This window comes from Pseudomonas sp. NFACC05-1, assembly GCF_900100135.1.
Taxonomy (GTDB): domain Bacteria; phylum Pseudomonadota; class Gammaproteobacteria; order Pseudomonadales; family Pseudomonadaceae; genus Aquipseudomonas; species Aquipseudomonas fluorescens_Q.
The window spans coordinates 113,520-132,301 of sequence record NZ_FMTR01000009.1 but is presented as its reverse complement, the minus strand read 5'-3'; the positions used below and the strand labels follow the sequence as shown (position 1 = coordinate 132,301).

18 protein-coding genes are annotated in these 18,782 nt (G+C 60.9%); 14 read left to right on the top strand and 4 right to left on the bottom strand.

Annotated features, from left to right (window positions below; genetic code table 11):
• The first annotated feature begins 4 nt into the window (after nt 1-4).
• The 5 genes from arcA (at nt 5) to BLO97_RS31645 (ending at nt 4,313) form a co-directional block, all read left to right on the top strand.
• Nucleotides 5-1,261, top strand: coding sequence for an arginine deiminase (arcA, locus tag BLO97_RS16050; protein ID WP_092346751.1), 1,257 nt, complete (start codon nt 5-7; stop codon nt 1,259-1,261).
• Nucleotides 1,262-1,332: 71 nt separating this feature from the next.
• Nucleotides 1,333-2,343: an ornithine carbamoyltransferase gene (locus tag BLO97_RS16045; protein ID WP_014336901.1), complete on the top strand. Its 1,011-nt coding sequence runs from the start codon at nt 1,333-1,335 to the stop codon at nt 2,341-2,343.
• A gap of 148 nt (nt 2,344-2,491) precedes the next feature.
• Nucleotides 2,492-3,421, top strand: a complete 930-nt coding sequence (gene arcC / locus BLO97_RS16040; protein WP_063322652.1) for a carbamate kinase — start codon at nt 2,492-2,494, stop codon at nt 3,419-3,421.
• Between the two features lie 65 nt (nt 3,422-3,486).
• Entirely contained in the window at nt 3,487-3,846 is a 360-nt protein-coding gene (locus BLO97_RS16035; RefSeq protein ID WP_072349103.1) for a DUF5064 family protein, read from the top strand.
• Nucleotides 3,847-4,136: 290 nt separating this feature from the next.
• A complete protein-coding gene (locus BLO97_RS31645; RefSeq protein ID WP_162843733.1) occupies nt 4,137-4,313 on the top strand; it encodes a hypothetical protein in 177 nt (58 codons plus the stop codon).
• A 7-nt stretch (nt 4,314-4,320) separates the two neighbouring features.
• Here BLO97_RS31645 and BLO97_RS16030 read toward each other — a convergent pair whose 3' ends face one another.
• Nucleotides 4,321-5,214, bottom strand: a complete 894-nt coding sequence (locus tag BLO97_RS16030; protein WP_063322654.1) for a helix-turn-helix domain-containing protein — start codon at nt 5,212-5,214, stop codon at nt 4,321-4,323.
• A gap of 175 nt (nt 5,215-5,389) precedes the next feature.
• Between BLO97_RS16030 and pobA the strand changes: the two genes are divergently transcribed.
• The gene (gene pobA / locus BLO97_RS16025; protein WP_092346748.1) at nt 5,390-6,580 is read left to right on the top strand and encodes a 4-hydroxybenzoate 3-monooxygenase; all 1,191 of its coding nucleotides are present in this window, start codon (nt 5,390-5,392) and stop codon (nt 6,578-6,580) included.
• A 51-nt stretch (nt 6,581-6,631) separates the two neighbouring features.
• Nucleotides 6,632-8,167: an MDR family MFS transporter gene (locus tag BLO97_RS16020; RefSeq protein WP_092346745.1), complete on the top strand. Its 1,536-nt coding sequence runs from the start codon at nt 6,632-6,634 to the stop codon at nt 8,165-8,167.
• 200 nt (nt 8,168-8,367) lie between these two features.
• On the opposite strand, the gene BLO97_RS16015 is transcribed toward BLO97_RS16020, so the two are convergent.
• The gene (locus BLO97_RS16015; protein ID WP_092346742.1) at nt 8,368-9,717 is read right to left on the bottom strand and encodes a spinster family MFS transporter; all 1,350 of its coding nucleotides are present in this window, start codon (nt 9,715-9,717) and stop codon (nt 8,368-8,370) included.
• A gap of 352 nt (nt 9,718-10,069) precedes the next feature.
• On the opposite strand from BLO97_RS16015, the gene BLO97_RS16010 reads away from it, so the two are divergent.
• Entirely contained in the window at nt 10,070-12,247 is a 2,178-nt protein-coding gene (locus tag BLO97_RS16010; protein ID WP_092144205.1) for a hypothetical protein, read from the top strand.
• Between the two features lie 298 nt (nt 12,248-12,545).
• On the opposite strand, the gene BLO97_RS16005 is transcribed toward BLO97_RS16010, so the two are convergent.
• Both BLO97_RS16005 and BLO97_RS31640 read right to left on the bottom strand, forming a co-directional pair.
• Nucleotides 12,546-12,851: a DUF2288 domain-containing protein gene (locus BLO97_RS16005; RefSeq protein ID WP_092223176.1), complete on the bottom strand. Its 306-nt coding sequence runs from the start codon at nt 12,849-12,851 to the stop codon at nt 12,546-12,548.
• Nucleotides 12,848-13,009, bottom strand: a complete 162-nt coding sequence (locus BLO97_RS31640) for a hypothetical protein (RefSeq protein ID WP_158265818.1) — start codon at nt 13,007-13,009, stop codon at nt 12,848-12,850. Before BLO97_RS31640 ends, BLO97_RS16005 begins: the two co-directional genes overlap by 4 nt.
• Nucleotides 13,010-13,190: 181 nt before the next feature.
• Between BLO97_RS31640 and BLO97_RS16000 the strand changes: the two genes are divergently transcribed.
• The 6 genes from BLO97_RS16000 to BLO97_RS15975 all read left to right on the top strand — a co-directional run bounded on the left by BLO97_RS16000 (nt 13,191) and on the right by BLO97_RS15975 (nt 18,773).
• Complete coding sequence (locus BLO97_RS16000) at nt 13,191-14,318, top strand: branched-chain amino acid ABC transporter substrate-binding protein (protein ID WP_092223178.1); 1,128 nt, start codon at nt 13,191-13,193, stop codon at nt 14,316-14,318.
• Between the two features lie 229 nt (nt 14,319-14,547).
• A complete protein-coding gene (gene livH / locus BLO97_RS15995) occupies nt 14,548-15,471 on the top strand; it encodes a high-affinity branched-chain amino acid ABC transporter permease LivH (protein ID WP_014336891.1) in 924 nt (307 codons plus the stop codon).
• On the top strand, nt 15,468-16,724 hold the full coding sequence (locus tag BLO97_RS15990; protein WP_063322661.1) for a high-affinity branched-chain amino acid ABC transporter permease LivM: 1,257 nt from the start codon (nt 15,468-15,470) through the stop codon (nt 16,722-16,724). Before livH ends, BLO97_RS15990 begins: the two co-directional genes overlap by 4 nt.
• Nucleotides 16,721-17,488: a high-affinity branched-chain amino acid ABC transporter ATP-binding protein LivG gene (gene livG / locus BLO97_RS15985; RefSeq protein ID WP_063322662.1), complete on the top strand. Its 768-nt coding sequence runs from the start codon at nt 16,721-16,723 to the stop codon at nt 17,486-17,488. Before BLO97_RS15990 ends, livG begins: the two co-directional genes overlap by 4 nt.
• Nucleotides 17,489-18,190, top strand: a complete 702-nt coding sequence (locus BLO97_RS15980; protein WP_063322663.1) for an ABC transporter ATP-binding protein — start codon at nt 17,489-17,491, stop codon at nt 18,188-18,190.
• 277 nt (nt 18,191-18,467) lie between these two features.
• The gene (locus BLO97_RS15975; protein WP_063322664.1) at nt 18,468-18,773 is read left to right on the top strand and encodes a BufA1 family periplasmic bufferin-type metallophore; all 306 of its coding nucleotides are present in this window, start codon (nt 18,468-18,470) and stop codon (nt 18,771-18,773) included.
• Nucleotides 18,774-18,782 lie beyond the last annotated feature (9 nt).

Here is an 18,782-nt window from a genome sequence, read left to right as displayed (position 1 = left end):
TGTAATGACCACGGAAAAAGTGAAATACGGCGTGCATTCCGAAGCCGGCAAATTACGTAAAGTCATGGTGTGTTCCCCAGGCCTGGCCCACCAGCGGCTGACCCCGAACAACTGCGACGAGCTGCTGTTCGACGATGTGATCTGGGTCAACCAGGCCAAGCGCGATCATTTCGATTTCGTCACCAAGATGCGCGAGCGCGACATCGACGTGCTGGAAATGCACAACCTGCTGACCGACATCGTCGCCATCCCCGAAGCCCTGGACTGGATCCTGCAGCGCAAGATCACCGCCAACTCGGTGGGCCTGGGCCTGGTGAATGAAGTCGGTTCGTGGCTGCGCAGCCTGGAGCCACGCCATATCGCCGAATTCCTGATTGGCGGCGTCTCGGCCGATGACCTGCCGGACAGCTTCGGTGGCAAGACCATTCAGATGTTCCGCGACTTCCTCGGGCACTCCAGCTTCATCCTGCCGCCGTTGCCCAACACCCAGTTCACCCGCGACACCACCTGCTGGATCTACGGCGGCGTGACCCTGAACCCGATGTATTGGCCGGCGCGGCGCCAGGAAACCCTGCTGGCCAGCGCCATCTACAAATTCCATCCCGAGTTCACGAACGCCGACTTCCAGATCTGGTACGGCGACCCGGACCAGGATCACGGCAACGCCACCCTTGAAGGCGGCGACGTGATGCCCATCGGCAACGGCGTGGTGCTGATCGGCATGGGCGAACGTTCGTCCCGCCAGGCCATCGGCCAACTGGCGCTGAACCTGTTCAAGCACAAGGCCGTGGAACGGGTGATCGTCGCCGGCTTGCCGAAATCCCGCGCGGCCATGCACCTGGACACCGTGTTCAGCTTCTGCGACCGCGACCTGGTCACGATTTTCCCCGAAGTGGTGAGCCAGATCGTCGCCTTCTCCCTGCGCCCTGACGAGAGCAAGCCCGGCGGCATCGATGTGCGTCGCGAGGACGGCAGCTTCCTCGATACCGTGGCCGCGGCCCTCAAGCTGCCGGCGCTGCGGGTGGTGGAAACCGGCGGCAACAGCTTCGCCGCCGAGCGCGAACAATGGGACGACGGTAACAACGTAGTGGCCGTGGAGCCGGGCGTAGTGATCGGCTACGACCGGAACACCTACACCAACACCCTGCTGCGCAAGGCCGGTGTGGAAGTCATCACCATCAGTGCCAGCGAATTGGGCCGGGGCCGTGGCGGTGGTCACTGCATGACCTGCCCGATCATCCGCGACCCGATCGATTACTGACCTTTGAGCCTGGGCCGGTATCGATCCGATACCCGCCCAGGGGATAACCTACACCTGAGGAGATCCACATCATGGCGTTCAACATGCGCAACCGCAGCCTGCTGAGTCTGATGCACCACACCAACCGCGAGCTGCACTTTCTGCTGGACCTGTCCCGCGACCTCAAGCGTGCCAAGTACACCGGCACCGAACAACCGCACCTCAAGGGCAAGAACATCGCGCTGATCTTCGAAAAGACCTCGACCCGCACCCGCTGCGCCTTTGAAGTGGCAGCCCATGACCAGGGCGCCCACGTCACCTACATCGACCCGGTGTCATCGCAGATCGGTCACAAGGAAAGCATGAAAGACACCGCCCGGGTCCTGGGGCGGATGTTCGACGCCATCGAGTACCGGGGCTTCGAACAGGAGATCGTCGAGGAACTGGCCAAGTTCGCCGGCGTGCCGGTGTTCAACGGCCTGACCGCCGAATTCCACCCCACCCAGATGATCGCCGACACCCTGACCATGCGCGAACACAGTGACAAGCCGCTGCATGACATCAGCTATGCCTACCTGGGCGATGCCCGTTACAACATGGGCAATTCGCTGCTGATGATCGGCGCCAAGCTGGGCATGGACGTGCGCATCGGCGCGCCGAAAGCCTTGTGGCCGCATCAGGACTTCATCGACCAGTGCCAGGCCTTCGCCGCCGAAAGTGGCGCGCGCCTCACCATCACCGAAGACCCGAAGGAAGCCGTCAAGGGCGTGGACTTCATCCACACCGACATCTGGGTGTCCATGGGCGAGCCGGTGGAAGCCTGGGATGAGCGCATCGAGCAATTGCTGCCCTACCAGGTCAACGCGCAAATGATGAAAGCCTCGGGCAACCCGCGGGTGAAGTTCATGCACTGCCTGCCGGCGTTCCATAACAGCGAAACCAAGGTCGGCAAGGACATCGCCGCCCGTTACCCGAACCTGGCCAATGGCGTGGAAGTGACCGAGGAGGTCTTCGAATCGCCGGCCAACATCGCCTTCGAGCAAGCGGAAAACCGCATGCACACCATCAAGGCGATCCTGGTCTCGGCGTTGGCGGATATCTGAAACCAACGCAGTTCCCTTGTGGGAGCGAGCTTGCTCGCGATGGCGCAGGAACAGGCAACATTGATGTCGACTGACACACCGCTATCGCGAGCAAGCTCGCTCCCACAAGGGACCGCGTTGTTCGTCCATTTTCTAGAAGGACAACACCATGCGTATCGTCGTTGCCCTGGGCGGTAACGCCCTCCTGCGTCGGGGTGAACCCATGACCGCAGACAATCAACGCATCAACATCCGCACCGCGACCGAACAGATCGCGAAAATCCACCCCGGCAACCAACTGGTCATCGCCCACGGCAACGGCCCGCAGGTCGGCCTGCTGTCGTTGCAGGCAGCGGCCTACACCTCGGTGACGCCGTATCCGCTGGACGTGCTCGGCGCCGAAACCGAAGGCATGATCGGCTACATCATTGAACAGGAACTGGGCAATCTGCTGGACTTCGAAGTCCCCTTCGCCACGCTCCTGACCCAGGTTGAAGTGGACGGCAACGACCCGGCCTTCCAAAAACCCACCAAACCCATCGGCCCGGTCTACAGCCAGGAAGAGGCGCAGAAACTGGCCGCCGAAAAAGGCTGGGCCATCGCCCCGGACGGCGACAAGTTCCGTCGCGTGGTCGCAAGCCCCAGGCCCAAGCGCATCTTTGAAATCCGCCCGATCAAATGGCTGCTGGAAAAGGGCAGCATCGTGATCTGTGCCGGCGGTGGCGGCATCCCGACGATGTACGACGCCGACGGCAAGCTGCAAGGCGTGGAAGCGGTCATCGACAAGGACCTGTGCTCGGCGCTGCTGGCCGAACAGCTGGAAAGCGATCTGCTGGTGATCGCCACCGACGTCAACGCCGCGTTCATCGACTTCGGCAAGCCGACCCAGAAAGCCATCGCCCAGGCCCACCCCGACGAAATGGAAAAGCTCGGCTTCGCCGCCGGCTCCATGGGGCCGAAGGTGCAGGCCGCCTGCGAATTCGCGCGCAACACTGGCAAGGTCGCTGTGATCGGTTCACTCTCGGACATCGACGCGATCGTCCTGGGCAAGGCCGGCACCCGTATCAGCACGGCGACACCTGGCATCGCTTATCGATAACAGGAAACTTGCGGGGCGGATCCAGGGTCTGCCCTACTCCCCATGCCTTCAAAGGAGAGTTGCTTATGGCCATGTTCGAACCCGGACACCTGCACATGGAGCGCCATGCGCTGAACAAGGATGATTTCAGCTACAACCTGTGCATCGACTACAAGGTCGACCAGGACGGCAAGGAAGGCACGGGCATGTCGTTCCGGGTGCATGGCACCGTCGAAGACAAGTCACTGGACGAGACATTCTTCCTGGCCAAGGACCAGGCCTTCGACTTCGCCCGCCACGCCACGCGCATCGCCCAGAAGTATGGCTTGCCCAAGACAGCGAGCATCGGCTCGATGCACAAGTACTACGACGAAATGTTCGAAGACGTGCGCAAGCAACTGGACGTCAAGCCGGGCGATCCGATGAAGCCAGAACACCTGGAATAACAGGTTCAGAACACCTGTGATCCTGGAATGAAATGAACCTGTGGCGAGGGAGCTTGCTCCCGCTCGGTTGCGCAGCGACCGCAACATCTTGGGGCCGCTGCGCAGCCCAGCGGGAGCAAGCTCCCTCGCCACAAAAAAGCACTGCATTCATCCCCAAGGAACTGGGTTCCCACCGGGTTATCAGTGCTCTGAATATCGGGTTAAACATACTCGCTGCCTGACTGGCAACTCGCCACAGCTGACCTATTCTGAAAGTAGTACCCCCGGGTATTCGTTCAGAGGTCACCGCCATGAACATTAAAACAAGAAGACGCCTCGCCATTTTTGTCACCTGCGCCGCCACGCTCGCGCTGTACGGCACTGCGGCCTACCGGGTCGAGCAGGCCAGGCAACTGCCCCGTGAATACGCCAGTTGCAACTTCGAACGGTGCATCCCCCACAGCGCAACCCTGAACGCCCTGCGCTGAGGCGTGGTCAGTCGTCCTGTTGATCGGTCTTGAGCCGGTCCCGGAACGTCTTGGGCGAGATGCCGACGCGTCGGCGAAACAGCCGGGTGAAGTTGGTCGGATCGGAAAACCCGAGCATTTCGGAAATCTCGTAGATGGTCATGCCGGTGTAGGTCAGCAGGCGCTTGGCTTCCAGCAACTGGCGCTCATGCATGATCTGCAGCGCCGGTTGCCCCGCCAGTTCCCGGCAGGTGCCGTTGAGGTGCGACACGGAAATGCCCAAGCGGTGGGCCAGGTCTTCGACCTTGACGTGCTCGCGATAGGTTTCTTCCACCAACTGGATGAAGCCATTGAGGTATTCCCGGGCCCGTTGCGGGCGCTGGGCCTGGGTGTGTCGCTGCATCACCTGGCGGCTGACCCAGACCATGATCACGCTGACCAGCGCATGCATCAGCATTTCCCGCGCCGGTTGATGCCCCACGTATTCATTCTGCAAGGCGCTGAACAGGCTGTTGAGGTACTCGGCATTCTCGAGGGCGGGGTAGCTTTCGGCCTGGGCCAGGACGTTGACCGAATGCCCCAGTTGCGCTTGCAGGTGCGTGACCAGCGGCGCTGCCAGGGTCACCACGTAACCTTCCACATCCTCGGAAAAACGAAAACCATGGACCGACAGCGGCGGCAGGATCTGCACGGCTGGCTCGGTGAGTAGCGTACGCCGACCCTCGATTTCCAGTTCCGCCTGGCCCTTGAAGACAAACAACAACTGGCACAGATCGGCATGGCGATGGGGCTTGATTTCCCATTGATGCTCGCGGCTGCGCTTGGAGATGGTCTCGCAGTGCAACAAGTCCGGCGTCGGCCATTCCTGGCTCTCGCCATAGAGCTTGAACACCGGGATCGAAGGCAGGTCAGGTTTTTTCATAACGTGGATCCGGGCCTGGGGTTGCGGGCGATAATCGCACCAATTGGCAAAAAGAACAGGTATCGGCTCAGTTTTCCCCTTCAACTGACAGGTCCGCAAGCGAAAAATGTAGGCACTCGATTTCTAATAATCAACACCGACCCTGGTCGCGTGCTTCGTGCGAGTCATAACAACAATGAAAACCCTCAAGACCCAAGTCGCTATTATCGGTGCCGGCCCCTCTGGCCTGCTACTCGGCCAGTTGCTGCACAACGCCGGGATCGACACTGTCATCCTCGAACGCCAGCCCCCGGAATACGTACTGAGCCGCATCCGCGCCGGCGTGCTGGAGCAAGGTATGGTCGAACTGCTGCGCCAGGCCGGCGTTGGCCAGCGCATGGACGCCGAAGGCCTGCCCCATGATGGTTTTGAACTGGTGCTCAACGATCGACGGGTGCACATCGATCTCAAGGGCCTGACCGGTGGTAAAAACGTCATGGTCTACGGTCAGACCGAAGTGACCCGTGACTTGATGGCCGCCCGCGAAGCCGCCGGCGCCCGGACCCTGTACCTGGCCAGCAACGCCCAACCCCACGACATGCAAACCCAAACCCCTTTCGTGACCTTCGAGCATGAAGGAGAAACCTGGCGCCTGGACTGCGATTACATTGCCGGTTGCGACGGTTTCCACGGTGTGGCGCGACAGTCCATTCCTGCGGATAAACTCAAGGTCTTCGAACGCGTCTACCCGTTTGGCTGGCTCGGCGTGCTGGCCGATACCCCGCCGGTCCACGAAGAACTGGTCTACGCTCGCCACGCGCGCGGTTTTGCCTTGTGCAGCATGCGCTCCAAGACCCGCACCCGTTATTACCTGCAAGTGCCCGCCGAGGAACAAGTGACCGACTGGCCGGACGAGCGTTTCTGGGGCGAACTGAAAAACCGCCTGCCCGCCGACCTGGCCGCAGCCCTGGTGACCGGCCCGTCCATCGAGAAAAGCATCGCCCCGCTGCGCAGCTTCGTGGTCGAGCCGATGCAGTATGGGCGGATGTTCCTGGTGGGCGATGCGGCCCACATCGTCCCGCCCACTGGCGCCAAAGGGCTGAACCTGGCGGCCAGCGATGTCAGCACGCTGTTCAACATCCTGCTCAAGGTCTATCGCGACGGCCGTGTGGATCTGCTGCAGAAGTATTCGGCCATCTGCCTGCGGCGCGTCTGGAAAGCCGAACGGTTCTCCTGGTGGATGACCTCGATGCTGCACCGCTTTGACGACGACGCCTTCAACCAGCGTATCAGCGAAGCGGAGCTGGAGTATTTCGTCGACTCCGAGGCCGGCCGAAAAACCATCGCGGAAAATTACGTCGGACTTCCTTACGAGGCTATCGAATAGTCGCCTATCGACTTAAACTGCGGGTTTCGTCCATTTTGCCTCTCCGGCGCGATGCCCGCAGGTTCTGCCTTGACTCGGTTCAATACGCTCCAAGCCCCAAAACCGGCCATCCACAGCGTGCTGGTAGCCCTGATGCTGGCGATTTTCCTGGGGGCGCTGGACCAGACCATCGTCGCCGTCTCGATGCCGGCCATCTCCGCACAGTTTGCCGACGTCAGCCTGCTGGCCTGGGTGATTTCCGGCTACATGGTCGCCATGACCGTGGCGGTGCCGATCTACGGCAAGCTCGGTGACCTCTACGGTCGCCGGCCGCTGATGCTGTTCGGCATGGGCTTGTTCACCCTGGCCTCGCTGTTCTGCGGCCTGGCACAAGACATGGAGCAATTGGTGCTGGCGCGGATTTTCCAGGGCATCGGCGCCGGCGGGATGATTTCGGTGAGCCAGGCGATCATCGGCGACATCATCCCGCCCCGCGAACGCGGTCGCTACCAGGGTTATTTCAGCAGCATGTACGCGGTGGCCAGCGTGGCCGGGCCGGTGCTCGGCGGCTACATGACCGAGTACCTGTCGTGGCGCTGGGTGTTCTGGATCAACCTGCCGCTGGGCCTGGTGGCCTGGTGGGTCGCCCGACGCAGCCTGGTCGGGCTGCCGTTGCCGCAACGCACGCCGATCATTGATTACCTGGGCACCGTGTTGCTGATCATCGGCCTGACGGCGCTGCTGCTGGGGATTACCCAGGTCGGCCAGGGTCATGCCTGGCACAGCCGTGAAGTGTTGGGGTTGCTGGGTTGCGCAGGCGCAGCGCTGGGGGTGTTCGCCTGGCACGAGCGCCGGGCGCGGGAGCCGTTGTTGCCGATGCACCTGTTCGCCAACCGCGATGCGGTGCTGTGCTGGTGTACGGTGTTCTTCACCAGCTTCCAGGCGATTTCCCTGACGGTGCTGGTGCCGTTGCGCTTCCAGAGCGTGACCGGCGCCGGTGCCGACGGTGCGGCGTTGCACTTGTTGCCGCTGGCGATAGGGCTGCCGGTCGGCGCGTATTTCGCCGGACGCCGGACCTCGGTCACGGGGCGCTACAAGCCGATGATCCTGGGCGGCGCCCTGCTCTTCCCGTTCGCTATCCTCGGCATGGCCTTCACCCCGCCCGCCGCGCTCTGGCTGAGCAGCCTGTTCATGCTGCTCAGCGGCATCGCCTCCGGCATGCAGTTTCCCACGTCACTGGTGGGTGCGCAGAACGCCGTACACCAACAGGACATCGGCGTCGCCACCAGCACCACCAACCTGTTCCGCGCCCTTGGCGGCGCGGTGGGCGTGGCACTGATGTCAGCGTTGCTGCTGGCCTTGCTGCATAATTCCAGCTTCGCCCAGCTCGCCAGCTCGTCGTTGATCGGTGAAGGGCATTCCGGCAGCGTCTTGCTGGACGGCCTGAACGCCGCCCCGGGCGAGGCGCAGAACGCCTTGCGCCAGGAATTGCAGGCGACGTTCCGCCATTTGCTGGTGATCAGCGCGGCGGTGTCGTTGCTGGGGCTGGCGGCGGCGGTGGTGATGCCCAATCAACTGCTGCGTGGGCGAGAGGATAAGGTTCACTAGGCAGATAGAGCCGCAGCCCCACAGGCCTGTGATCGAACCAGCCCCGTGGTTCAACACAGAACCCTGTGGCGAGGGAGCTTGCTCCCGCTGGGCTGCGCAGCAGACCCAAAAATTCAGTGTCCGCCGGTACAGTAGAGGGCCGCTTCGCGCCCCAGCGGGAGCAAGCTCCCTCGCCACAGGGGAACGGTGTATGGCTTTAGTCAAACCGTCGCCGCCACACTTCCCGGCACCACCACCACACTCATCCCCTCCTTCATCCGCTTGGCATCGCGCACAAAACAACGTGACGCCAGGAACAGGAACACCATGGTCAGGAACAGCGCCACCGGGATCAGGTACATCGCGTCATGCAGGCCGATGGCCTTGAACGCTTCTGTCATCTGGTCGACTCCGGCTGCGGCCATGGCCGTGCGGGCGAAGTAGTCGGACAAGCCGCCCACCACCACCGGCCCCAGGCCGCCGCCAAGCAAATACAGCCCCGCAAAGTACAACGCCATCGCCGTGGCGCGCAGGCGCGGCTCCACCACGTCCTGGATCGCGGTGTAGACGCAGGTGTAGAAGTTATAGGCAAACAGCCAACCCACGCTGAACACCGCCACGAACACGCCGATTTCAATGCGCCCGGCATGCAGGGCCCATGCTGTGGTGACCGTCGAAATCGCCAGGCTGAACGCTGCAAACAGCAGGCGGCCGTTGGGCACGCGCTGGTGGATCTTGTCCGCGACCCAGCCGCCCAGGGTGAGCCCGAACAACCCCGTCACGCCCACCATGATCCCGGTGGCCACCGCCGCCTCGTGCAACGGCATCAGGAAATAGCGTTGCAGCATCGGCACCAGGAAGGAGTTGCAGGCATAGGTGGCGAAGTTGAAGCACAACCCAGCCAACACCAACCACAGGAACGTGGGAATCGCCAGCACCCGACGGATCGGCCGGTCGATCTTTTCCTGGGACACCTGCACGGTTTCCGCCGCGCCGCGCTTGGGTTCCTTGATGAAGAACATGAATAGCGCCAGCACCAAGCCTGGCACAGCCGCGATAAAGAACGGCGCGCGCCAACTGTCGAACGCCTTGACCATCGCCCCGATGGTGAAGAACGCCAGCAGCAAGCCAATCGGCAGGCCCAGCATGAAGATGCCCATGGCCCGCGCCCGGCGATGGGCCGGGAACAGATCGCCAATCAGTGAGTTGGCCGCTGGGGCATAACTCGCCTCGCCGATCCCGACGCCCATGCGCACCACCAGGAACGCCCAGAAACTGCCCACCAGGCCGTTGACCGCCGTCAGCGCGCTCCAGGTCGCCAGGCCCCAGCCCATCAACTTGCTGCGCGAACCGGTATCGGCCAAGCGTCCCAATGGCAACCCGGCAATGGCGTAGACGATGGTGAAAGCGGTGCCGATGATGCCGATCTGGAAGTCGCTGAGACTCCACTCCATGCGGATCGGCTCGATGATGATCGCCGGGATGGTGCGGTCGAAGAAGTTGAACAGGTTGGCCAAAAACAACAGGAACAGAATGCGCCAGGCATTCGCCGCTTGGGTCGAGTTCTGCATGGGTCCGTCTCTTTTATTGTTATGGAGCATTAGCGGAATCTGCAATCTAGACAGCGGCGCGCGGGCTGTCTCCAATCATTCGCAAGGCTGATACCCACCCATGGCAAGCGGCGCGTTTCTTGATAACGGTCAATTTCCTGTAACAATTGCCATCATTTCGCCCATTCTTGATTAAAGATCGTCTGCCGGTGGCCGATTCAACCTATCAGGAAAGAATCTCTCGAGCTGCCCCCCAGGCTATAGCCCTGGACGCTCGGGGCCGACCTTCGCGCCATCCAGGACGCGAGCTCCCATCCGCGATGGTTCGATGACAGCGCTCGTCGAGCCAACCAGTTCAGGCAAATGGCGCACAATGACTTCCAAAAAAACAGCCACTGCGGTATCCGATCTGACCCTGAGCCCAGCCGCCAATGGCCCTGAAGCCTCGAAACCATCGAGCAGCTCGCGTCCCCTGTCGACTCAGCAGTATCTGTATTTCACCGAAACCAACACCGACCGCATCCTCGACAACCTCGACGGCCTGCGCGACGCGGTGTTCCCACGACCGCCCCATCTGGTAGAGGACGAGAGCGACCGCACTCAGCAGGAGTTCCCCTCGGTCTGCCTGATCGGCCTGGGCCGCTGCGGCTCCAACATCGCCCTCGACGTGGCGGAGCTGGTGTACAACGCCCGCAAGTTCTACCTCAACGAATTCAATGCTGAAGACAAGGCCTACAGCGACAAGGGCTACAGCCCCGCGCAGTGGATCCGCAACAATCTGCGCCTGGGCACCAGCAAGGCCAGCAAACCGGTGTTCCTGGTGGAACCGCTGGTGATGCTCGGCGACCTGGACAAGGACATCGCCGGGCGCATCCGTTTCTCGCGCAAGGGTGAGAAAAGCGGCTTTTTGCGCGACTACAGCAAGATGAAAATCATGGACCTCTCGGAAGTCCACGCCGGTGGCGCCGGTAACGCGCCGATCCTGGGCCAATACCTGGCCAAGATCATCCTGAACAAGGACACCCAGCGCTTCTCCAGCCCCGACTGGAAAATGATCCACTCGTACCTGATCGACAGCTGCGGCATCAAGGCCAACCAGTCGCGCCTGTACTTCTCGATCTTCAGTGCCGGCGGCGGTACCGGCTCGGGCATGGCCTCGGAATTCGGCCTGGCCCAGCAGTACTCGTACATGAACAAGACGTTCGACACCAAGCCGATGGACGAACACGACAGCAAAAGCGGTCATTCCTTCGTCTTCGAGCCGATCTTCACCAGCGGCATCTGCGTGCTGCCGAACATCTCCGATCACCGTAGCGAAATGTCCGAGGCTTTGCACATCAACGCCGGGCGCCTGCTGTGCAAGTACCTGTCGGAAGAATGGGATTTCTCGTACAACTTCGCCAATGAAGACAGCAGCGAAGCCAGCGTGATGGGGCGTATCCGCCCCTGGAACGCGATGATGCTGATCTCCAACGACATCATGCGCTACGCCGAAGAAAGCGATGACGGCAACATCCAGAACATTGACGTCAATGCCATGGAGAAGCACGCCAACCAGTACATCTCCCAGCAGATCTTCAACATCCTGACGGCCCAGGCCGTGACCACCGACTACGACCAGAACTATTTCCGTCGTGCCGGCATCGACATCGGCGAAACCATTCGCCTGGACGCCAACGACCTGTTCATGAGCCTGGCCGGCCCGGTGGCGATTGCCTACGCCGAATCCGTCGTCCCGGAAACCCCGGCGCCCAGCGGCGACAAGTTCAAGGTGTTCGAGAAAGAACCGCCGCGCCTGAACATCGACGACCTGTTCTTCCGCTCCATCGACCTGCCGCACTTCAACAAAGTCACCCAGGCCATCGAAGGCATCAGCCTGCTGCCGATCGAATCCAAGCGCTACCGCGCCTCGCTGGAGCAGTACAAGAATTCCGGCTACGACGCCGCGGCCCTGCATGACCTGCACTTCTTCAAGAATTGCTCGTCGGTGGTGTCCATCGTCTCCCTGCCCAAGGACTACAAGCTGTCCTACATGGACCTGAACCGGCTCAAGACCCACCTCAACAGCCTGTTCCCCAACACCACCCTCAAGCGTTACGCGTTGGTGATCGGCGCGTCGGCCAACCTGTCGTTGACCACCCTGATCGCCAAGAGCCCGTGCCTGTCGGATGATTTCCTGACCCTGATCGTGGCCTTCATCAAACGTTGCTTCGCCCGCACGCCATACCGCTTCGACGACACCCTGGACAACTCGATCCTGGACTTCATCATCAATGAAGATTTCGACGAAGAACGGATCGACGACCTGCTCAACGAATTCGAAAACCCGGCGAAGATCCTCGACACCAACTGGTACGCGATCAAGCCGATGTACGAGAAGAAGTACCGCGAGCTGATCAGTGACAAGGACAAGTTCGTCTCGATCAACGATATCCGCCTGTCCCGCGACTGCGTGAAAAAGGCCATCAAGTACCTGCGCGAGATCTACCGTCACCGCATTGGCAAGACCAAGGTCATTTCCTTGAATAACCATACTGGCAGGACTTACTGAGGCCAGGCGCAGCACTGCGTCGCGCCTTTCGCGAGCAGGCTCGTTCCCACATGGAACCGCGTTTTTTCAGAAGGAATGCGGCCCACTGTGGGGGCGAGCCTGCTCGCGAAGGCGGCCTTGAACACACACTGGGACAACATCCAGAAACAATTGAGCAGCCCAAAGGCTGCTCTATGAACTGTTCCCGTTACGTATACGTCACCCTGCCATGTGGCGTTTCGCCACGGCAGGAAGCCATCACGCTACTCACCTACACACTTTATTGCTTACCCGAACACGAACCAACCTGGTGCATTGATCAGTTCGATGCCCTTTCCTGGATCATAATCCAGGGCGAAACCACCACCGCCCAAAGCTGCGGATCGCGTTCCAGAAAATCCAGCGCCCGCGTTTCAGACAGCTTGGCGAGCTGGTCGGCGGCCAGCCAGGCGGCGACTTTAGTACCTTCGTCCCGGGCGACGGCCTCGGCGGCGGCGATCAAATCCAGTGCCGGATCGACCCACAATAGGGCACCCTTGGCAAAGAACGGCTCCAGCTCTTTCCAGGTGATGGATGCGGTTTCACCAAGCAGCTTGGCATAGAGGGTGCTAGGTTCTTGATTCATGGGACCTGTCCGGAAAAGAAATCGGCGCGAATGATAACGTCGGTGGTCTGGCAGAAAAACCCGGTAGCAATTGCAGTACCGATTGAAAAGCGCAGGAAAGCCAAGGATTGCCGATATGACCGGACAAACCCCGCCGCCATTCTGTCTTTTTCTTTCAATTAAGCGACACCCTCAGGTTTTGCCCCCAAGCGCCAGCTTCCCTTGCCAACAATCGGCGCTCTACACTGTACCGGTACAGTTGCCGGGGGCATTTTCCGCGAGGGTATCCAAGATATCTGACCCGGTTCTGCTGCTACGGCGCCAGGACTATAAAAACTACAACAGCATGAGTGGAGCACTATGACTAAGGCTACTAAGCAGATTTCCAAACTGTTTGCCGCTATGGTTCTGGCCGGGGTTGCCAGCCATTCGTTCGCCGCCGACACCATCAAGATCGGCATCGCCGGCCCAAAAACCGGCCCTGTAGCCCAATACGGCGACATGCAATTCAGTGGCTCCAAAATGGCCATCGAGCAGATCAACGCCAAGGGTGGCGTCAACGGCAAGCAACTCGTCGCCGTTGAGTACGATGACGCCTGCGATCCAAAACAAGCGGTCGCGGTCGCGAACAAAGTCGTCAACGACGGCATCAAGTTCGTGGTCGGCCACCTGTGCTCCAGCTCCACCCAGCCGGCTTCGGACATCTATGAAGACGAAGGCGTGGTCATGATCACCCCGGCCGCTACCAGCCCGGACATCACCGCTCGCGGCTACAAGATGATCTTCCGCACCATCGGCCTGGACAGCGCCCAAGGCCCTGCGGCCGGCAACTACATCGCCGACCACGTCAAGCCGAAGATCGTTGCGGTCCTGCACGACAAGCAGCAGTACGGTGAAGGCATCGCCAGCGCCGTGAAGAAAACCCTCGAAGACAAAGGCGTGAAAGTGGCCGTCTTCGAAGGCGTGAACGCCGGCGACAAAGACTTCTCCTCGATGATCGCCAAGCTCAAGCAAGCCAACGTCGACTTCGTCTACTACGGCGGCTACCACCCGGAACTGGGCCTGATCCTGCGTCAATCCCAGGAAAAAGGCCTGAAAGCCAAGTTCATGGGTCCGGAAGGCGTGGGTAACGACTCCATCTCGCAGATCGCCAAGGAATCTTCCGAAGGCTTGCTGGTAACCCTGCCGAAATCTTTCGACCAGGACCCTGCCAACGTCGCCCTGGCTGACGCGTTCAAGGCCAAGAAAGAAGACCCAAGCGGTCCGTTCGTGTTCCCGTCCTACTCTGCAGTGACCGTGATCGCCGACGCCATCAAGGCCGCCAAGAGTGAAGACGCGGCCAAAGTGGCTGAAGCCATCCATGCCGGCACCTTCAAGACCCCAACCGGTGACCTGAGCTTCGACGCGAAGGGCGACCTGAAGGACTTCAAGTTCGTGGTCTACGAGTGGCATTTCGGCAAACCTAAAACCGAAGCTTCGCCTCAGTAAGGCCTGGCCTGACTGACTGCCAATAAAGCCCACGGCGTGCCGTGGGCTTTGTTTTAAATGTATTGGGCCGCGCTGGCGTGATCCGCCAGTCTCCCCACCTGAAAATCTCAAAACCGTCATCAGCGGTTCGCTGGCAAACCTCGTGCTCGAAGTGGATGCAGATCCACGGGGCCGGGCGGGAAAATGACTCCACCAGTGAAATGCGTATCAGGTTTTTAGGAGCGCTGTAATGCCTGACATCTATCACTTCTTCCAGCAGCTGGTTAACGGCCTGACCGTTGGCAGCACGTATGCCCTGATCGCCATCGGCTATACGATGGTCTACGGCATCATTGGAATGATCAACTTCGCCCACGGCGAGGTGTACATGATCGGCTCCTACGTGGCGTTCATCGCCATCGCCGGGCTGGCCATGATGGGACTCGACAGTGTCCCGCTGTTGATGACCGCGGCTTTCATCGCGAGCATCGTCGTCACCAGCTCCTATGGCTACAGCATCGAACGGATCGCCTACCGCCCCCTGCGCGGCAGCAACCGTCTGATCCCGTTGATTTCCGCCATCGGCATGTCGATCTTCCTGCAGAACACGGTACTGCTTTCGCAAGACTCCAAGGACAAATCCATACCCAACCTGATTCCCGGCAACTTTGCCATCGGGCCAGGTGGGGCACATGAAGTGCTGATTTCCTACATGCAAATCGTGGTGTTCGTGGTGACCCTGGTCGCCATGCTCGGCCTGACGCTGTTCATCTCCCGTTCCCGCCTGGGCCGCGCCTGTCGCGCCTGTGCCGAGGACATCAAGATGGCCAACCTGCTGGGCATCAACACCAACAACATCATCGCCCTGACCTTCGTCATCGGTGCGGCCCTGGCGGCCATCGCCGCGGTGCTGTTGAGCATGCAATACGGCGTGATCAACCCCAACGCCGGCTTCCTCGTCGGCCTGAAAGCCTTCACCGCCGCGGTACTGGGCGGCATCGGCAGCATTCCCGGCGCGATGCTCGGCGGGCTGGTACTGGGCGTGGCGGAAGCCTTTGGCGCCGACATCTTCGGCGACCAGTACAAGGACGTCGTGGCATTCGGCTTGTTGGTTCTGGTTCTGTTATTCCGGCCGACCGGCATCCTGGGCCGTCCGGAGGTTGAGAAAGTATGACTAGGCATCTCAAATCGGCGCTCTTCAGCGCCCTGCTGGTCTGGGCCGTGGCCTACCCGGTACTGGGTCTTAAACTGACCATCGTCGGTATCAACCTGGAAGTGCACGGCACCAGCCCGGCCATCCTGGCGACCATCGCCGTGTGTTCGCTGCTGATGTTCCTGCGGGTGCTGTTCAGCACACAGATCAGCGCCATGTGGAAGTCGTCGCCCGGCCTGCCGGTGATCCCGGCCAAGGCCAGCAACTTCCTGACCCTGCCGACCACCCAGCGCTGGATCGTCCTGGCCCTGATCGTTGGCGCACTGGTGTGGCCGTTCTTCGGCTCCCGTGGCGCGGTGGACATCGCCACGCTGATCCTGATCTACGTGATGCTCGGCCTTGGCCTGAACATCGTGGTAGGCCTGGCCGGCCTGCTGGACCTGGGTTATGTCGGCTTCTACGCCGTCGGTGCCTACAGCTATGCGCTGCTGTCCCACTACTTCGGCCTGAGCTTCTGGATCTGCCTGCCGATCGCCGGGATGATGGCCGCCACCTTCGGTTTCCTGCTGGGGTTCCCGGTCCTGCGCTTGCGCGGTGACTACCTGGCCATCGTGACCCTGGGTTTTGGCGAGATCATCCGTCTGTTCCTGCGCAACCTGACCGACATCACCGGTGGCCCGAACGGCATCAGCAACATCGAGAAACCGACGTTCTTCGGCCTGACCTTCGAACGTAAAGCCGCCGAAGGCCTGCAAACCTTCCACGAGTACTTCGGCCTGGAATACAACTCGATCAACAAGGTGATTTTCCTCTACCTGGTTGCCCTGTTGCTGGCCCTGGCCGCGCTGTTCGTCATCAACCGGCTGCTGCGCATGCCGATCGGTCGCGCCTGGGAGGCACTGCGTGAAGACGAAATCGCTTGCCGCGCCCTGGGTCTCAACCCAACCGTGATCAAACTGTCGGCGTTTACCCTCGGCGCTGCGTTCGCCGGTTTTGCCGGCAGTTTCTTCGCCGCCCGCCAGGGCCTGGTGACGCCGGAATCCTTCACCTTCATCGAGTCGGCGATCATCCTCGCCATCGTGGTGCTGGGTGGGATGGGCTCGCAGTTGGGCGTGATCCTGGCGGCCATCGTGATGATCCTGCTGCCTGAAATGATGCGTGAATTCAGCGAATACCGCATGTTGATGTTCGGTGCCCTGATGGTGCTGATGATGATCTGGCGTCCTCAAGGTCTGCTGCCTATGCAACGCCCCCACATGGAGCTGCGCAAATGAGCCGCGAGATCCTGAAAGTCGAAAACTTGAGCATGCGCTTCGGCGGTTTGCTGGCGGTCAACGGCGTGGCCCTGACCGTGAAAGAGAAGCAAGTGGTTGCCCTGATCGGGCCGAACGGCGCGGGCAAGACCACCGTGTTCAACTGCCTGACCGGCTTCTACCAGCCCACCGGCGGCACCATCCTGCTGGACGGCGAGCCGATCCAGGGCCTGCCCGGCCACCACATCGCCCGCAAGGGTGTGGTACGCACCTTCCAGAACGTGCGGCTGTTCAAGGACATGACGGCGGTCGAGAACCTACTGATCGCCCAACATCGTCATTTGAACACCAACTTCTTTGCCGGCCTGTTCAAGACCCCGGCGTTCCGCAAAAGCGAACGCGAGGCCATGGAGTACGCCGAGTACTGGCTGGACAAGGTCAACCTCACCGAGTTTGCCAACCGTCCCGCCGGCACCCTGGCCTACGGTCAGCAACGGCGCCTGGAAATCGCCCGCTGCATGATGACCCGTCCGCGGATCCTCATGCTCGACGAGCCGGCCGCCGGCCTGAACCCCAAGGAAACCGAAGACCTGAAAGCCCTGATCGGCGTGCTGCGTGAAGAGCACAACGTCACCGTGCTGCTGATCGAGCACGACATGAAGCTGGTCATGAGCATTTCCGACCACATCGTCGTGATCAACCAGGGCACGCCCCTGGCCGACGGTACGCCGGAACAGATCCGCGACAATCCTGAAGTGATCAAAGCCTACCTGGGGGAAGCGTAAATGCTGCAATTCGAAAACGTTTCCACCTTCTACGGCAAGATCCAGGCCTTGCACAGCGTCAACGTCGAAGTCCGCCAGGGCGAAATCGTCACGCTGATCGGTGCCAACGGTGCCGGCAAATCCACCCTGCTGATGACGCTCTGCGGTTCGCCCCAGGCCCACAGCGGCAGCATCCGCTACATGGGTGAGGAACTGGTGGGCCAGGACTCGTCGCACATCATGCGCAAGAGCATCGCGGTGGTGCCGGAAGGTCGTCGGGTATTTGCCCGGCTGACGGTGGAAGAAAACCTCGCCATGGGCGGATTCTTCACCGACAAGGGCGACTATCAGGAACAGATGGACAAGGTCCTGCACCTTTTCCCACGCCTGAAAGAACGCTTCACCCAGCGCGGCGGCACCATGTCCGGCGGTGAACAGCAAATGCTCGCCATCGGTCGTGCGCTGATGAGCAAACCCAAGCTGCTGCTGCTCGACGAACCGTCCCTGGGTCTGGCACCGATCATCATCCAGCAGATCTTCGACATCATCGAACAACTGCGCAAGGACGGCGTAACGGTGTTCCTGGTGGAGCAGAACGCCAACCAGGCGCTGAAAATCGCCGACCGGGCGTACGTGCTGGAAAACGGTCGCGTGGTGATGCAAGGCACCGGTGAGGCCCTGCTGACCGACCCGAAAGTGCGTGAGGCGTACCTGGGCGGTTGAGTCTGTCGCAGTAAAAAAACGGCCTTCGGGCCGTTTTTTTTCGCCCGGGCCAGCCGCAATCCCCTGTGGCGAGGGAGCTTGCTCCCGCTGGGTCGCGCAGCGGCCCCAAGATTTTACGGTCGCTGCGCAACCGAGCGGGAGCAAGCTCCCTCGCCACAGTTTTGGGGACAACCGAAAAAAATTCTACAGCCGCTGTAACACTCCCCCACCTCCCTTCTCTAGTACAGCAGACCGGCGCTGACGCCGGTTCATTTCCCTGAATGACTGGAGAATCATCATGACTGCTTCGACCCGCACCCTGTCCGCCACCGCCCTGATCCTGGCCCTGGGTTCTGCCCTGAGCATGACAGCCGTCTCGACCGTCCACGCAGCCGACGACACCATGGAAAAATGCTTCGGCGTTGCCCTCAAAGGCAAGAACGACTGCGCCGCCGGCGCCGGCACCACCTGCGCCGGTACGGCAAAAATGGACTATCAGGGCAACGCCTGGAAATCGGTCCCCAAAGGCACTTGCACCACCACCAAAAGCGAAACCTCCCCGACTGGTTTCGGCCAGCTTGAAGCGTTCAAAGCCAAGTCCTGATCGCATCTG

What these genes read in the sequence shown, in the direction of transcription:
- arcA (WP_092346751.1), top strand. Translation starts at nt 5, where the DNA reads ATGACCACGGAAAAAGTGAAATACGGCGTGCATTCCGAAGCCGGCAAA.
- BLO97_RS16045 (WP_014336901.1), top strand. Translation starts at nt 1,333, where the DNA reads ATGGCGTTCAACATGCGCAACCGCAGCCTGCTGAGTCTGATGCACCAC.
- arcC (WP_063322652.1), top strand. Translation starts at nt 2,492, where the DNA reads ATGCGTATCGTCGTTGCCCTGGGCGGTAACGCCCTCCTGCGTCGGGGT.
- BLO97_RS16035 (WP_072349103.1), top strand. Translation starts at nt 3,487, where the DNA reads ATGGCCATGTTCGAACCCGGACACCTGCACATGGAGCGCCATGCGCTG.
- BLO97_RS31645 (WP_162843733.1), top strand. Translation starts at nt 4,137, where the DNA reads ATGAACATTAAAACAAGAAGACGCCTCGCCATTTTTGTCACCTGCGCC.
- BLO97_RS16030 (WP_063322654.1), bottom strand. Translation starts at nt 5,214, where the DNA reads ATGAAAAAACCTGACCTGCCTTCGATCCCGGTGTTCAAGCTCTATGGC.
- pobA (WP_092346748.1), top strand. Translation starts at nt 5,390, where the DNA reads ATGAAAACCCTCAAGACCCAAGTCGCTATTATCGGTGCCGGCCCCTCT.
- BLO97_RS16020 (WP_092346745.1), top strand. Translation starts at nt 6,632, where the DNA reads ATGCCCGCAGGTTCTGCCTTGACTCGGTTCAATACGCTCCAAGCCCCA.
- BLO97_RS16015 (WP_092346742.1), bottom strand. Translation starts at nt 9,717, where the DNA reads ATGCAGAACTCGACCCAAGCGGCGAATGCCTGGCGCATTCTGTTCCTG.
- BLO97_RS16010 (WP_092144205.1), top strand. Translation starts at nt 10,070, where the DNA reads ATGACTTCCAAAAAAACAGCCACTGCGGTATCCGATCTGACCCTGAGC.
- BLO97_RS16005 (WP_092223176.1), bottom strand. Translation starts at nt 12,851, where the DNA reads ATGAATCAAGAACCTAGCACCCTCTATGCCAAGCTGCTTGGTGAAACC.
- BLO97_RS16000 (WP_092223178.1), top strand. Translation starts at nt 13,191, where the DNA reads ATGACTAAGGCTACTAAGCAGATTTCCAAACTGTTTGCCGCTATGGTT.
- livH (WP_014336891.1), top strand. Translation starts at nt 14,548, where the DNA reads ATGCCTGACATCTATCACTTCTTCCAGCAGCTGGTTAACGGCCTGACC.
- BLO97_RS15990 (WP_063322661.1), top strand. Translation starts at nt 15,468, where the DNA reads ATGACTAGGCATCTCAAATCGGCGCTCTTCAGCGCCCTGCTGGTCTGG.
- livG (WP_063322662.1), top strand. Translation starts at nt 16,721, where the DNA reads ATGAGCCGCGAGATCCTGAAAGTCGAAAACTTGAGCATGCGCTTCGGC.
- BLO97_RS15980 (WP_063322663.1), top strand. Translation starts at nt 17,489, where the DNA reads ATGCTGCAATTCGAAAACGTTTCCACCTTCTACGGCAAGATCCAGGCC.
- BLO97_RS15975 (WP_063322664.1), top strand. Translation starts at nt 18,468, where the DNA reads ATGACTGCTTCGACCCGCACCCTGTCCGCCACCGCCCTGATCCTGGCC.